Source organism: Alphaproteobacteria bacterium (genome assembly GCA_019746225.1).
In the GTDB taxonomy this organism is placed as follows: Bacteria; Pseudomonadota; Alphaproteobacteria; order Paracaedibacterales; family VGCI01; genus VGCI01.
Window position 1 is genome coordinate 20026 of record JAIESE010000017.1, and the last position, 14944, is coordinate 34969.

General features: G+C 47.1%; 11 protein-coding genes and 1 pseudogene. 5 read left to right on the forward strand and 7 right to left on the reverse strand.

Annotated features, from left to right (window positions below; all coding sequences use genetic code 11):
• Window positions 1-158: 158 nt before the first annotated feature.
• The 5 genes and pseudogenes from fabZ to K2Y18_03380 all read right to left on the reverse strand — a co-directional run bounded on the left by fabZ (window position 159) and on the right by K2Y18_03380 (window position 5906).
• Window positions 159-614: a 3-hydroxyacyl-ACP dehydratase FabZ gene (gene fabZ / locus K2Y18_03360; GenBank protein ID MBX9804777.1), complete on the reverse strand. Its 456-nt coding sequence runs from the start codon at window positions 612-614 to the stop codon at window positions 159-161.
• A 53-nt stretch (window positions 615-667) separates the two neighbouring features.
• On the reverse strand, window positions 668-1687 hold the full coding sequence (lpxD, locus tag K2Y18_03365) for a UDP-3-O-(3-hydroxymyristoyl)glucosamine N-acyltransferase (protein MBX9804778.1): 1020 nt from the start codon (window positions 1685-1687) through the stop codon (window positions 668-670).
• A 364-nt stretch (window positions 1688-2051) separates the two neighbouring features.
• Window positions 2052-3962: pseudogene (locus K2Y18_03370) on the reverse strand (acetyl-CoA carboxylase biotin carboxylase subunit).
• An 11-nt stretch (window positions 3963-3973) separates the two neighbouring features.
• Window positions 3974-4306 carry a 2TM domain-containing protein gene (locus K2Y18_03375; GenBank protein MBX9804779.1) on the reverse strand — a complete coding sequence of 111 codons (333 nt, stop codon included), beginning with the start codon at window positions 4304-4306 and terminating at the stop codon, window positions 3974-3976.
• 67 nt (window positions 4307-4373) lie between these two features.
• The gene (locus K2Y18_03380; protein ID MBX9804780.1) at window positions 4374-5906 is read right to left on the reverse strand and encodes an acyl-CoA carboxylase subunit beta; all 1533 of its coding nucleotides are present in this window, start codon (window positions 5904-5906) and stop codon (window positions 4374-4376) included.
• A gap of 114 nt (window positions 5907-6020) precedes the next feature.
• Between K2Y18_03380 and K2Y18_03385 the strand changes: the two genes are divergently transcribed.
• From K2Y18_03385 to K2Y18_03400, 4 genes are all read left to right on the forward strand, one after another.
• A complete protein-coding gene (locus K2Y18_03385; GenBank protein MBX9804781.1) occupies window positions 6021-6851 on the forward strand; it encodes a hypothetical protein in 831 nt (276 codons plus the stop codon).
• 174 nt (window positions 6852-7025) lie between these two features.
• The gene (ychF, locus tag K2Y18_03390; protein MBX9804782.1) at window positions 7026-8126 is read left to right on the forward strand and encodes a redox-regulated ATPase YchF; all 1101 of its coding nucleotides are present in this window, start codon (window positions 7026-7028) and stop codon (window positions 8124-8126) included.
• Window positions 8127-8139: 13 nt separating this feature from the next.
• Entirely contained in the window at window positions 8140-9354 is a 1215-nt protein-coding gene (locus K2Y18_03395) for an MFS transporter (GenBank protein ID MBX9804783.1), read from the forward strand.
• A gap of 6 nt (window positions 9355-9360) precedes the next feature.
• A complete protein-coding gene (locus K2Y18_03400) occupies window positions 9361-9810 on the forward strand; it encodes an NUDIX hydrolase (GenBank protein MBX9804784.1) in 450 nt (149 codons plus the stop codon).
• Between the two features lie 69 nt (window positions 9811-9879).
• Here K2Y18_03400 and K2Y18_03405 read toward each other — a convergent pair whose 3' ends face one another.
• Window positions 9880-10233 carry a hypothetical protein gene (locus K2Y18_03405; GenBank protein ID MBX9804785.1) on the reverse strand — a complete coding sequence of 118 codons (354 nt, stop codon included), beginning with the start codon at window positions 10231-10233 and terminating at the stop codon, window positions 9880-9882.
• Between the two features lie 301 nt (window positions 10234-10534).
• Window positions 10535-11224: a hypothetical protein gene (locus tag K2Y18_03410; GenBank protein MBX9804786.1), complete on the reverse strand. Its 690-nt coding sequence runs from the start codon at window positions 11222-11224 to the stop codon at window positions 10535-10537.
• 190 nt (window positions 11225-11414) lie between these two features.
• Between K2Y18_03410 and dnaE the strand changes: the two genes are divergently transcribed.
• On the forward strand, window positions 11415-14888 hold the full coding sequence (gene dnaE / locus K2Y18_03415) for a DNA polymerase III subunit alpha (protein ID MBX9804787.1): 3474 nt from the start codon (window positions 11415-11417) through the stop codon (window positions 14886-14888).
• Window positions 14889-14944: the final 56 nt, after the last annotated feature.

The following is a 14944-nucleotide window of genomic DNA, read 5'->3' on the forward strand; positions in this document are numbered from 1 at the left end:
ATAAAATAAATATTTGCAACTTGTGTATCTGTCAAATAGATATTTTGTCATAGCAAGTCGTCCGCCTTTGCAAAATGCTACGGCGTGACTCTTCTCGATGATGGCTCGTGTGTTGTATGAATGGGCAAATATCTTGCATATCCCTCCCAAACAACCCCCTACCGATCCACAATCATCGCGGCAAAGGAGGCTTCGGCAACCAGAACGTCGTCCACATAAGCATCGCCTTTAAATTTCCAGACATTGCCGCGGCTTTTATCTTTAGAGACTTTCAATTTTAAGACATCACCAGGGACAACGGGTTTGCGGAATTTGGCTTCTTCAACGGACATGAAATAGACAAGTTTGTTGTCATCAGCACCATTGGACTTCATCACCAAAACAGCGGCTGTTTGGGCCATAGCTTCAACAATGAGGACGCCCGGCAAAATCGGCTTTCCCGGAAAATGCCCTTGGAAGTACCACTCATTGATGGAGACATTTTTTACCCCAACAGCGCTCAAGCCCAGCTGAATATCTTCAACTCGGTCAATGAGTAACATCGGATGCCGATGGGGGATGAGAGACATAATTTCATTAACATCAATAGTGTTAACAGATTTTGGATCCTTCATGGTGTCGGCTCCTTTTTGAAAGTCATGAACAATTACTGTTGATTGAGTCATTATTAATTTCCTTTTTCAGTAAGTCTTTTGAGCGCAATTGTTTGGCGGTGCCAATCCCGAACGGAAACGGATGGATAACCGGCAACGATTTCACCTTTTCCAATATCCCGCATGACGCCACTTTGGGCCGCGATCTTGGCCCCATCGCCAACATGAAGGTGACCAGCAATGCCAACTTGCCCTGCCACAACGACAAAACGACCCAATTGGGAGCTGCCCGCAATCCCCGATTGGGCAACCATCACACAGTTTTCACCCACTTCCACGTTATGGGCTATTTGGACTAAATTATCAAGCCTTGTGCCACAACCAATGATGGTATCTGCTTCGGCCCCTCGATCAATCGTTGTGTTGGAGCCGATTTCCACCTCATCCCCGATGATCACCCGCCCCAATTGGGGGATATTCAAATGACCATCTTCATCCATATGGAAGCCAAAACCTCTTTGTCCGATGCGGGCACCTGGTTTGACGACGACACGTTTTCCGAGGATGGCATGACTGATGGTGACGTTGGGGGCGATGGTGCATTCTTTGCCCAGCTCACAGCCTGTATCAATCACAGTATTCGAGCCAATTTCACAACCCTCTCCAACGATGACATTCGCTTGAATGACCGCAAATGGACCAATATAGCAATTTTTGCCAATCTTTGCTGTTGAGTGGACGGAGGCTTGAGGAGAAATCCCCCCCTCCTTTCTTATAGAGGGGTAAAATAAAGCCGCCACTTGACCATAGGCCCGATAGGGTTGAGAAGATACAAGAAGCGTTAGCCCTTTGGGGGCATATTTTTCGAATTCAGGAGAAACCAAGCAAGCCGAAGCCTTGGTTTGTTTGAATTGGTCAATATATTTGGGATTGTGAAGGCATGAGATGTGTCCCGCATTGGCTTTGTGCAATGGTGAAACATCCGTAATAACTTGGTTGGGATCAACGTTTGGGCCCAAGGATGCGCCGCATAGGGCGGCCAGATCTTGAATGGTGTAGGGTCCTGTGTTTTGATAAAAACGCTCATCTGCCACGTATTAAATCCTCCCTTCAAAATTTACATATTCAAGCACAATTTTAATGCCTTTTAGGGACTATAACATATATTAGCCAACATCTTAAATCAAAAAGAATAGGGGGTGAGGTCATAGAATTTAATGAACATGATAACAAAAAGTGAGAAAACTAAAACGAATCTTCATATACCTTTAGCTGTCAATGAGATGTTTCTCATTATTTAAACAATCATGTCATTTCGAGGAGTTTGAGCACGATGTGCTGAAAGGACGTGGCAATGACCGTATTTGTTTACAATATACGGCATCTCTCATACCCCTCACCCGCCCCATGCCTCAACTTCGTCGCGGCATGTTGCGACCTCTTGTACGTTCAAAAACACTATCCCAACGTAACAAGAAGCTGATTACGCGTCAGGGTTTCACCGGGGGTTACGTAGATCTCCATCACGATGGCCTCCGCGGGAGATTTTAAAGCATTTTCCATTTTCATGGCTTCGATCACAAGAAGAGTTTGTCCTGATTTAACCCTGTCTCCCACCGTAATCGGTAAGGAGATTAAGATGCCCGGCATGGGCGCTGTGACCGTCAGATTCTCAGGGGCCTTTTCTGGAGGGCGCACATGAGTATACAAATCCCATACTTTGGGGGTCATCACTTGAAGGCGATGCTGCGTTCCTAATAATGACAAATTGAGCCCCATGGTGGTCAGGCGAACCTGGCCGTAATAAGACTGTTCCTTGCTCTTGGCTGTAAAGCGCCTTTCACGCGCAGACCACTGAAGATCAAGATCAAAAGGTGTCCCTTCCACCTGAACCGCCCCATCTTTAAGGCTGGTAAAGGTCCCTTCACCATTGTCCACAATGACCCACTCTTCAGAAGGATTTTCCGTGTATGCCTGATGATGGATGGACGCTGCAATGGCGGGGATTAATCCTTTGGGAGCGATCGGTAGACCTGGGGTCATCTCTTCCTGAATAAAGGCGGTCGTAAAATCGCCTCCTTTTACTTTAGAGTGCAACAGCAGTCGTTCCAGAAACCCAGCATTGTGGGTAGGACCTTCAATGATAATTGTCGCTAACGCTTGTTGGAGTTGGTCGATTGCTTGGTTCCGCTTTGGTGCCCAGGAGATAAGTTTGGCAATCATCGGGTCATAATAGATGCTGATATCAGAACCAGCTTCTACGCCCGTATCCAGGCGTAAATTCTCCTTTAAGGGCAAGTCAAATCGGGTGATGCGCCCACTGCAGGGCATGAAGTCTTGCTCGGCATCTTCTGCATAAAGGCGGGCCTCCACCGCATGACCGGAAAAGGAAATTTGAGATTGGGTGAAGGGGAGGGTCTCATCAGCGGATATCCGAATCATTTGTTCAACAAGATCGATTCCGGTAATCATCTCCGTTACGGGATGCTCAACCTGCAATCGTGTATTCATCTCAAGGAAGTAGAAGTTTTGATCGCGTGCCACCACAAATTCTATGGTGCCGGCAGAACTATAGCCCACCTGACGAGCCAAGGCGACTGCTTGTGTTGTCATGGCTTCGCGCAGCTCTGGTGTCATGAAGGGGCTAGGGGACTCCTCAATGACCTTTTGGTGGCGCCGTTGCAAGGAACAATCTCGTTCCCCTAAATGCACGATGTTCCCGTGGTGATCCCCCAAAATTTGAATTTCGATATGACGAGGGACTTCTATATATTTTTCAACAAAGACGCGCCCATCTCCAAAACTCGAGAGGGCTTCATGGATGGTGCGCTCCAACCCATCGTCAATTTGGCTTGGGTCAGAGATAATGCGCATTCCTTTTCCCCCACCACCGGCAGCGGCCTTTAAGAGAATCGGATACCCAAGGTCATTCCCAAGGATTTTCACTTCCTCAGCCGTCGTGACAGGGGCATTGCTACCGGGAAGCAGGGATATGTTAGCTGTGCGCGCGATGGCTTTGGCTTCGAGTTTGTCGCCCATCATGCGTATAACATCGGGCCGGGGGCCAATAAAGACGAGGCCAGCTGCTTCAACGGCGCGTGCAAAATCAGCGCTTTCCGATAAGAAACCATAACCAGGGTGAATAGCTTCTACCCCGGATTTTAAGGCTACTGTTATGATCTCATGGGAATCGAGATAACTTTGAGAGGCGGGAGAAGGGCCGACAAAGAAAGCTTCATCGGCCATATCGACGTGTAAGGCTTGAGCATCTGCTTCTGAGTAAACGGCAACGGTTTCGATCCCCAGTCGCTGACAGGTTCTCATAATTCGGCAGGCAATCTCCCCCCGATTGGCAATGAGGATCTTCCGAAACAAGAAATCTAGTCTAAATCTTCGATAGATTTTCCACCAGATTTTGTCTTCTTGTCATCCTTTGAGCTTTTTTTCAGCATCGTCTTGACTTGGGTTTCTTCCCACTCAGGACTCAAGAAAGGAAAATATTCTTCCAAGGCTTTCAATTGACCAAGACGTGCTCCTTGCAAGCCTGCTGCAATACCAAAGGCCATGATCGGCCAAATGGGCCAAAATGCCCCAGCGCCATTCAACAACCAAACGAGAATACACCCGGCAGAAACACCTGCGTAAACAACGAGGTTTGTGTAATAAAGACGTAGTTCACGAACACGTTCCCGAACTTGAGTTTCTTTGTCCATTTGCAATCTCCCTAAAAAATTAATCTAATTGATTCTATATTACCAAAAATAACAAGATAAGCTAGCCCTATAATGGAATATTGTCATGTTTCTTCTGCGGGTTGACAAGGGCTTTGTTGGCCAGCATTTTCAAAGAGCGACACAATCGTAATCGGGTTGTTTGGGGGAGGATGATGTCATCGATAAATCCCCGGTGGGCCGCAATGAACGGATTGGAAAATTTGTCCCGATATTCTTCTACACGTGCGGCTGTTTGTTCCGGCGAGACTAAGTCTCCCCGAAAGATAATTTCAACCGCGCCCTTCGGTCCCATGACGGCTATTTCAGCCGTTGGCCAAGCAAAATTAACGTCGCCCCGAATATGCTTGGAACTCATCACATCATAAGCCCCTCCATAGGCTTTTCGAGTAATTACCGTCACTTTGGGAACTGTGGCTTCCGCATAAGCAAAGAGCAATTTTGCCCCGTGTTTAATGATGCCGCCTTGCTCTTGTTCGACCCCGGGTAAGAACCCAGGAACATCTACAAAAGTGATAATGGGAATGTTAAAGCAGTCGCAAAAACGAACAAATCGTGCCGCCTTTCTCGAGGCATTGATATCGAGACAACCGGCCAGAACCATGGGTTGATTCGCAACAATGGCGACAGTCTGCCCTTCTAGGCGTCCAAACCCGATGAGAATATTCGGCGCAAAGTCTGGTTGGAGCTCGAAGAAGTCACCATCATCGACAATGCTCAAGATAAGCTCTTTCATGTCGTAGGGCAGGTTGGAGTTCTTAGGGACAAGCGTGTCCAAAGCTGGATTTATCCGATTTGAAGGATCAGCCGTTTTGCGATTTGGAGGCGCTTCGCGGTTTGACAAAGGCAAGAAGTCAATCAATCGACGTGCCTGCATTAGGGTCTCAATATCATCCGCACAAGCCAAATCAGCAACACCGGACTGAGAGGTGTGCATGGCAGCACCGCCGAGATCCTCCGCTGTTACGGTCTCATTTGTTACAGTCTTGACCACATCCGGACCTGTCACAAACATATAGGCCGTGGGTTTTACCATAAAAATAAAATCTGTCATGGCAGGGGAATAAACGGCGCCACCTGCGCAGGGGCCCATAATCAAGGACAACTGGGGGATAACACCTGAGGCGAGGACATTACGTTGGAAGACTTCTGCATAACCGGCAAGAGAATCAACACCTTCTTGAATGCGGGCACCTCCTGAGTCGTTCAGGCCAATGAGAGGTGCTCCCACCTGCATGGCTTTATCCATGATCTTAGCAATTTTTTCAGCATGGGATTCACTCAGAGATCCACCAAATACCGTAAAATCTTGGGAGAATACAAAGACCAGGCGACCGTTGATTGTGCCGTACCCAGTGACAACACCATCCCCGGGGATCGTTTGTTTATCGAGTCCAAAATCTTTCGAGCGATGCTCAACAAACATCCCCCATTCTTCAAAAGATCCTTCGTCAAGGAGAACATCGAGACGCTCCCGTGCGGTGAGTTTTCCCTTTCCATGCTGACGATCGATGCGTTCTTGCCCGCCACCGAGATGGCAAGCGGTACGCTTCGCTTCAAGCTGCTTCAGGATCTTTTGCATTCAGACACCCTCGTATTAGTCCTCTGACTCATTATAATTTTAAATAAATTAATAATTTATCAACAAAAGGGGGAGATAATTAAAACTGAAGGGAAATATAGTTAGGAGTTAAAAATGAGTAATGTGAACCAAAAAACAATAAAGCTTATGACCACTGTTGGTTTCGTTATGGCTGGTCTTATGAGTGACACAAGTGCAGTAGGGGGCAAGATTAGTTGTGCAAAATTAGCAAAAAAGTCAGAAAGATGTGCAACAGATTTGAATTTCTACAATGAATTCAAAATGAAATGCGAGACCCAACAACCTAAGCATTTTAAAGCCTGTGAAACAGCTCACAGAGAACACGAAATAAATTTGGAGAAGTGTAAGATCGAGATGGATAAGCTCAAAGGAATTCTCGGGGAGAAAATTGAACATAATCAAATACCGACCCCTGAAGCACTCCAAGCCATGATGGAGCCGCATGTGGCTAAAGGATGTCCTCAAAAGGACCTACGTCAATTGGAGGCTATGATTGATGCATCGAAGCATTTTGAAAAAATGCATACTCCTACAACCTCTCCTACAACCTCTCCGGCAACCTCTCCTACAACCTCTCCGGCAACCTCACCCAAAACTTCACACTGGGGTGTTAAACCCAAGGCTGAAGGTGTTCCCACACTGTCGTTGGGAGGAAAGAGAAAGAAAGAAAAAGTTGCCCATGAACAAGCAGCAGCTGAGCCTCTGCATGAAGTAGGTGCGCCTCCACCACCTCCACCTCCACCCCCACCTGCCCCAGCAACACTGCCAGGTGGGGCGCTCCACATCGAGAAAAAACCGGAGGCAGCCCAACCTGCCTTGGACCCAGCAGCAGAACTCGAAAATAAGAAGAGGGCAGCTCTTCTCAAAAGAAGAGGTGCCCTTGCAGAGTCTGGGAATAGTTCTATGGATGAATCAGAAGATTAGGATTTAACGATCCTGGATTTATCTCAAGCCCCCACTCCTTAACGGTGTGGGGGTTTTTGGTAAGTAGGACAATGCCTATTCGTCTTGCCCCTCTTCCTTTCTAAAACAATTGCATATTGGCGCAGTATCGCTTACAAGTTGTTGTAAGATTGGCCCTTCATTAGAGTAAATATCATGGGATTTAATTGTGGAATTGTGGGTCTGCCGAATGTGGGCAAATCCACCTTGTTTAATGCGTTAACAGCAACGGCAGCTGCAGAAGCGGCCAACTATCCATTTTGTACCATTGAGCCCAACGTCGGCCGTGTTGGTGTTCCAGACCCGCGTCTCGACAAATTGGCCGAAATTGCGGGCTCTCAAAAGATTATCCCAACCCAGCTTGAGTTCGTTGACATTGCCGGCCTTGTCCGCGGTGCCAGCAAGGGGGAGGGCCTCGGCAACCAATTCTTAGGGCACATTCGGGGCGTTGATGCGGTTATCCACGTCTTGCGCTGTTTTGAAAATGATGACATCACCCATGTGGATGGCAGTGTTGACCCGATTCGGGACCTGACAACCATTGAGACGGAATTGATGCTGGCAGACTTGGAAAGTTTGGATCGACGCATGCAGGCGATGGCGAAAAAGGCCAAAGGCGGAGACGTGGAAGCCAAAGCGCTTCTGGATTTGGCGGAGCGCGCGAAGACTCACCTTGAACAAGGCAAACCTGCCAAAACAATGACCTACTCTAAAGATGAGGCGGATCATTTTAAACAGCTTGAACTTCTCTCAGCCAAACCCATGCTTTATGTGTGCAACGTATCGGAAGCGGAAGCGGCGACAGGTAATGAGTGGACCAAGAAAGTCTCTGACTATGCGGCGACCCACGATGCGCGTGCGGTTGTGATCTCCGCTGCCATAGAAGCTGAAGTGTCCGCCCTTGATAATCCACAAGATCAACAAGACTTTCTCGAAACGCTCGGGCTTAAAGAAACCGGTCTGAAGCGCGTCATTCGTGAAGGGTACGGTTTGCTCAATCTCTTAACCTTCTTCACCGTAGGGCCTAAGGAAGCGCGGGCTTGGACAACCCATCAAGGGGCAAAGGGTCCCCAGGCGGCGGGGGAGATTCATACGGATTTCGAACGTGGATTTATTTGTGCCGAGACCATTCCTTATGAAGACTATGTGGCCTGTGGGGGAGAAGCAGGGGCAAAGACTGCCGGTAAACTCCGCCTTGAGGGTCGTGATTACCTTGTGAAAGATGGCGATGTATTCCATTTCCGCTTCAACGTGTAAGGGAGTTTAGGTTGTGGAAGAACTCAGTTTAGAAAGACGCACTCTCCTTGCGCGATTGATTATGGTTTGTGTTGTGATCATGGTATCCAGTATGGACATCTTTCTCCCCGCATTACCCCAGATGCGCGATTATTTTGGTACGTCTGAATATCTCCTCCAGCTCACTTTGATGATAGGCCCTTTAACCAGTGCGGTTGTGGGACTCTTTTTTGGCCGCTTAAGTGATACCTACGGGCGGAGGAAGATTTTCTTTATATCTCTGGTTTTTTTCTTAACCGGTGGTCTCGGGTGTTGCATCGCCGATACCATCGACTCTTTCGCTTGGAGTCGTCTCGTTCAATCGATCGGTACAGGCGGAATTAGTATTGTTGCGGTCGTTATTGTGGCGGACATGTTTCATGGAATTCAATACGCCCGTTATATGGCCATTTATGGATCTCTTTTCCCCATTACCTTTGCAATTTCCCCCATTGTTGGTGCTTTATCTATGGAATATTTTGGGTGGCGATCTTGTTTTATTCTGAATTTTTTGGCAATGCTTTCTATCGCGGTAATCTTACGAGTGCTTCTCCCTGAAACGATAAGAAGAGGTGATAGCGCTAACCTTGGTGGTATGAGAGAACTTCTGAGGAAGGGTAAGTTATTGTTGACGGATCGGGAGTTTGTATTAATGGCTTTGGGCCATGCGCTGCCCATTGGTTTAACTGGGTTGTTCCTCGCCAACGGCTCCTTTATCTTTATTGATGGGTTTGGCATGACACCCTCCCAATTCTCCTTATTTCAAGCTATTCCCATTGCCTTAAACTTTGTCGGAGCCTTGGTATACCGCCGGTTCATTGCTACATTGGGTATAAGAGGGGCTTTGCGAATTGGCATCATCGGCTTTTTAGGATTTACGGTTGCTGCATTAGGGTTGGTGACGCAGCAATTGCCTAATAATCCCCAGATTATTTTATCAATCCTTTGCCTTAGTAATTTTGCGATGCCCTTCATTGTAGCAACTTGCGCTACCCGTGCTTTTGAGATCTTTCCTGATGATCGGGGATTATCGGTTTCCATGGTGGCGACGTTGCGAAACCTATCCTTAGCAATTATAGTGAGCTTGGCTGGGGCGTTTTTTAACGGTACGATCTTGCCCGTTTATATTGCCATGATGCTTTTATGTTTGGTTGTTTTGGGCATTCTCGTGGCAGCGATGCAACGCCCATTGGTCTTTGCTAGTGAGTGATCATTCATGAATACTGTCTTCTTCAAACCTCCACCCGGTTTTCAACCCAAGGTCAGTGTGGCAGGGTGTTATTGTGAATTTGAAGACAAAATCCTTCTCCTAAAGCGAAACTCCCATAAACATCAAGGAGATACGTGGGGCATTCCCGGAGGCAAGTTGGACGAAGGCGAAACCCCACGAGAGGCCGCAGTTCGGGAGGTTTTTGAGGAGGTTGGTATACGCATTCTTGAAGATGAGATGGAAGAAATTAGCGAGCTCTATATTCACGGTCCCCTCAACGATTACATCTTCTACCGGTTTCGGGCGCGTTTTAAAACGCTGCCGGTCATTGATCTGAGCCTTGAGGAACATGTGGAAGCAAGTTGGCTGACCGTTGAAGAAGCGCTCATTTACCCCCTCATTTATGGGGGAGTAGAAGCGTTGCAGAGTTATCAGGAGTTTGTGAAGAAGGGGTGAGGGGGGCTAAGACAATTTGATATACATTCCCCCCAAAAGCCATTCATTGAATCAAGAGGTTACTTGATTTTAGAATTTATAAAATACAGAGGGTCGAAATCTTGTAGTCATTGTACGCAATGTCTTGTCGGGACCAATATACGTTAATGGCACATTAATTGCCATGCATAATGAACCATTATCATTACTGCTAATCACATTTTGAGAATCAACATTTTGCTCCGATTGGCTAACGACTTGTTTCTCCGTTCGTTGTAAAACAAGGTTTTTTTCTTGTTGCTCTTTTGCGTCCTGAAGGGATAACTTTTTGTGATCTTCCACGACGTTGGCTTTTTCATTCTCTACACCTTGTGACGGTGAGACGTTCATAATCATCCCTGTAAGGGTAAGGGCAATAGTTAGATGGTTTAGTTTAAAGCTCATTCTAATAAATCCTTATATCATTAAAGTGTTTCGTAAATATTATATATATTTAACTATTTATAAAGTCAAGGAGTTTTCTATTTAACTGAGCATAAACAACATGCTCTGTGCCCCTCTCAGGACCAATTCATACGAGTAAATCGAAATAGTCACGCCTTTTTCGGTATGGACGCTGAATAAAGTCAAAATATAGGCTGCCAAAAGGGGCAAAGATCTTATGTGCCCTTGTTAGGACGGGAGAAGGGTGATCAAAAGTAAAATTAAAGATCTTGAGAGAGTAGGGATTGCTTCTTTCTTCCCTTTACCCCCGTTTTTTAATTTCATTGATTTCTTTATATATTCCATTTAAGAGTCTAGTCTTTGTTGCCCACAAAATTACAAGATACTCAGGCAGTTTTTGAAAGGTTGATATCGTGATTGCTCCCCCATCAAGTACTGGTATATCGATGGAATGCTCAGACATAGAAGAAGGTCTATCATCCCAAAAAACCGTGAGGGACTCATGCCGGTAAACCGTGGCGGACATAGTCATTCCTCTCCGAAGTGTCAATTCTAATGGTGGCATATCGATCTTATACGGATTCATGGAAGAAGGTCTGTCATCCCATAAAACCGCGAGGTCATCTGCCTCGACGATTACGCGTCCTGATTTAAACCCCTCTTTTTTAAATGCAGGGTCAACATTATTTTTTTCATAGAAGGTGAGTTGAGCAGCTTTTGCTTTGAGAGAAGGGTTACCTTTAATAAGCTCTCTTTGTTCTCTGCTCCAACACCCCTGATCATAAAACTCTTCGATTTGGTCGGGCGTGAGCTCTGGAAGTTTGTCATTCCCAAATTGATCGGCAATCTGTTGATAAGGGGATATTTTAGGGGGTTGCGTGGCTGTCCTTTGGTCCGTAATATCCATACATTGTACGGAGGAGGGTGCTGCAAAAATGCTTGTGAGGGCGATCGAGATAATGATTGTCAATTTGTTTAAAGTAGAGCTCATGAGTCCATTTCCTCTTTCACTTCAGTATTTCTGTATTTTTAGCAACATGACTCTTGAATTTCAAGGTATTTTACTTTAGAAAAAAACGCACCGGCCATCCATCTTCAGACCCCACGACAATCCTCCTTGGCTCTCGCATCAGTTCAGGCTATAAAAGAGGAACTGTTCCACCAATGAAGCTTCTGCATCGATGACCCCTTTTATTCATTTGCGCGTTCACACCGCTTATTCCCTGGCAGAAGGGGCGATTAAGCTGAAAGATTTGGCCAAGTCCTGCCATAAGCTTGCCATGCCCGCAGTGGCCATTACGGATACAGCCAATCTCTTTGGGGCGCTTGAATTTTCTATGATTTGTGCGGAAAGTGGCGTGCAGCCCATCATCGGTTGCCAGGTTTATGTGCGCCGTCCTTCTTCCAACGCTCTTTCATCTTTGAAACCGGCAGAGCCAGACCAGTTGATTCTCCTTGCCAAAAATGAAGAAGGCTATCGGAATCTGATTCATTTGGTGAGTGATACGTATCTGAATGCCCAGACAGGCGAACTCCCCCAAATGACGTTGGAAGATTTGAAAGCCCGAAGTGCCGGGTTAATTGCTTTAACAGGGGGACCTGAGGGAACCATTGGACGTTTGATTTCTGAAGGACAAAGAGCGGCTGCAGAAGAAGCTTTAAAGGATTTTTTGACCATATTTCCCCAGCATCTCTATATGGAAATTATGCGCCACGGCTTGAGCATTGAAGATCAAATTGAGCCGACGCTGATTGATTTGGCTTACCAATATGATGTGCCGTTGGTAGCGACGAACGAGGTCTTTTTCAATGAGCCAGACATGTATGAGGCCCATGATGCATTGTTGTGCATCGCTGAAGGGCGCTATCTGAATCAAGACGATCGCCGACGCGAGACGCCTCATCATTATTTGAAATCTGCTGAAGAGATGGTAGATTTGTTCGCGGATCTGCCGGAGGCCATCCAAAATACGGTTGTGATCGCCAAGCGCTGTTCTTATATGCCCATTCCCCATGATCCCATTCTGCCACCTTATCCCACGGAATCGGGGCGCACGGAAGCCCAAGAGCTTCGGGATATGGCAGAGAAGGGGCTCACTCTGAGGTTGGAGCGACAGGTTTACACGGAAACAGATACGGAAGAAGATCGGACCCAAAAGCAGCAGTTGTATACGAACCGCCTCAATTATGAAATTGACGTCATTGAGAAGATGGGTTTTCCAGGATATTTCCTGGTCGTGGCGGACTTCATCCAATGGGCCAAAGGTCAGGGAATTCCAGTAGGCCCAGGGCGTGGATCTGGTGCTGGCTCGTTGGTGGCGTGGGCCTTGACGATAACGGACATTGACCCCATCCGATTCGGATTGCTGTTTGAACGATTCTTGAACCCAGAGCGCGTTTCCATGCCTGACTTCGATATCGACTTTTGTCAAGATCGCCGTGATGAGGTTATCACTTACGTGCGTCAGAAATATGGAGACGATCGAGTCGCTCACATCATCACTTTCGGTAAGATGCAAGCCAAGATGGTCTTGCGAGATGTGGGCCGGGTGCTCCAATTGCCTTATGGTCAAATTGATCGCATCTCCAAACTCGTCCCCAACAATCCAGCCAATCCCGTGACCTTGGAGCAAGCCCTGGAGATGGAGCCACTTCTCGCCCAAGCAAGAGATTCGGATCCCGCGATTGCTTCCATGATGGATATCGGGATGAAGCTGGAGGGACTCTATCGCCATGCCTCCACCCATGCGGCGGGCGTGGTGATTGGGGATCGTCCCTTGGCGGATTTGGTTCCCCTTTATAAAGATGAGGGATCAGAGCTCCCCGCAACCCAATTTAGCATGAAATATGTGGAGTTGGCAGGTCTGTTGAAGTTTGACTTCCTCGGCCTTAAGACATTGACTATCATTGAAAATTGTTGTCAGCAGTTAAAGTCAAATGGGGTATCTATGGATATCTCCCAGATTCCTTTAGATGATCCCAAGACCTTTGAATTACTTCAGCGCGTTGAGACGGTTGGTGTGTTCCAGGTTGAAAGTGCGGGCATGCGGGATGTATTGCGCAAACTCCGTCCGGACCGTTTTGAAGACCTGATCGCCCTTGTGGCCCTGTATCGCCCCGGACCTATGGATGATATTCCGCGATACTTGGCTTGTAAGCATGGGGAAGAGAAGGTCACCTATCTTCATCCGGAACTGGAGCCCATTCTAGAAGAGACCTATGGGGTCATGGTCTACCAGGAACAGGTCATGAAAATTGCCCAGGTACTGGGCGGATATACGCTTGGCGCTGCTGACTTATTACGCCGAGCGATGGGTAAGAAAATCAAGTCGGAAATGAATGCGCAGCGGGCTTTGTTTGTGGATGGGGCCGTTAAAAATGGGGTCAATCCAACGGCGGCCAGCCAAATCTTTGATCAGATGGCGAAGTTCGCTGGCTATGGTTTCAACAAGTCGCACTCGGCGCCCTATGCTCTGTTGACTTATCAAACCGCTTATCTCAAAGCAAATCATCCCCTCGAATTCTTTGCCGCGTCCATGACCTATGATCAAAACAATACGGATAAACTAAATGTGTTTCGTCAGGATTTAGAACGTATGGGTGTTCGTCTATACCCACCAGATATCAATGGCTCTGAGGTGAATTTTAGTGTGGAGAAGGAGGGAATCCGTTATGCCTTGGCTGCTGTTAAAGGGGTTGGGGATGCAGGTATGAAACAGATTCTAGAGGAACGCAAAGCCAATGGTTCCTTTAAAGATTTGAATGACTTCGCCAATCGCGTCGGCGTGTCTGGCGCCAATGGGGCGATGAATAAGAGACAGTTGGAAAATTTGGTAGCAGCTGGGGCCTTCGATACTTTAAATGCTAACAGAAAGCAGACTTTCATAAGCATAGAACAGATCTTGAGGCATGCAGGGTTGGCCGCGGAAGAAAAGCAAAGTCAGCAGCATAGTTTGTTTGGATTTGCGGCCGCAGAAGGAAACGTCACCTTGAATCTACCCAAGGTGAATGATTGGGGATCCTTGGAAAAATTGCAGCATGAATTTGAAGCACTTGGCTTTTTCTTGTCGGCCCATCCCTTGGATATTTACGGGGGCTCCCTGTCTCGGTTGGGGGTGACGACCAGCGATTTTCTGAAAAGTATGGGGGACGGGGCGAATGTAAAATTGGCAGGCATTGTGTTGGTAAAACAAGAACGTACCTCCAAGGCCGGGCAAAAATTTGCTTTTGTTCAATTATCTGACGCGCAAGGGGTCTTTGAAGTCGCTGTCTTTTCTGAGACCTTTAATAAATCCCGGGATCTTTTAGAACCCGGGAAGCCTCTCTTAGTATCCGCCACTTTGAAACAAGAAGCGGAAGGAGATCGAGGCGGGGAGGGGTATCGTTTGACGGCACAAGGCGTCCAACTCCTTGACGAGGCGATGCAGACGCTGACGCGCATGATCACCGTTCGATTGGATGAAACAGCAAAGGCAGACCATTTGAGGGAGATTTTGATGAAAGCCCCTCAAGGGACGGCGCGTGTCTGCTTAGAGGTGGTCTTCAACGCTTCTCCAAAGGTTCAAATTTTGCTTCCCACTGGTTACCATATTCAAGCGGAAACGCGTTCCCACTTGCTTGGACTTCCTGGTGTATTGGGGATTGAAGATTTGTAATTAAAAACCTTTTTAAACGCCTCTAACATTCTCAAAGTCAACGGTATATCTATTTC

Bases quoted from the DNA above. Each gene is read 5' to 3' on its own strand.
- K2Y18_03405 (MBX9804785.1), bottom strand. From the start codon at position 10,233: ATGAGCTTTAAACTAAACCATCTAACTATTGCCCTTACCCTTACAGGG.
- ychF (MBX9804782.1), top strand. From the start codon at position 7,026: ATGGGATTTAATTGTGGAATTGTGGGTCTGCCGAATGTGGGCAAATCC.
- K2Y18_03400 (MBX9804784.1), top strand. From the start codon at position 9,361: ATGAATACTGTCTTCTTCAAACCTCCACCCGGTTTTCAACCCAAGGTC.
- dnaE (MBX9804787.1), top strand. From the start codon at position 11,415: ATGACCCCTTTTATTCATTTGCGCGTTCACACCGCTTATTCCCTGGCA.
- K2Y18_03380 (MBX9804780.1), bottom strand. From the start codon at position 5,906: ATGCAAAAGATCCTGAAGCAGCTTGAAGCGAAGCGTACCGCTTGCCAT.
- K2Y18_03375 (MBX9804779.1), bottom strand. From the start codon at position 4,306: ATGGACAAAGAAACTCAAGTTCGGGAACGTGTTCGTGAACTACGTCTT.
- fabZ (MBX9804777.1), bottom strand. From the start codon at position 614: ATGAAGGATCCAAAATCTGTTAACACTATTGATGTTAATGAAATTATG.
- K2Y18_03385 (MBX9804781.1), top strand. From the start codon at position 6,021: ATGAGTAATGTGAACCAAAAAACAATAAAGCTTATGACCACTGTTGGT.
- K2Y18_03410 (MBX9804786.1), bottom strand. From the start codon at position 11,224: ATGAGCTCTACTTTAAACAAATTGACAATCATTATCTCGATCGCCCTC.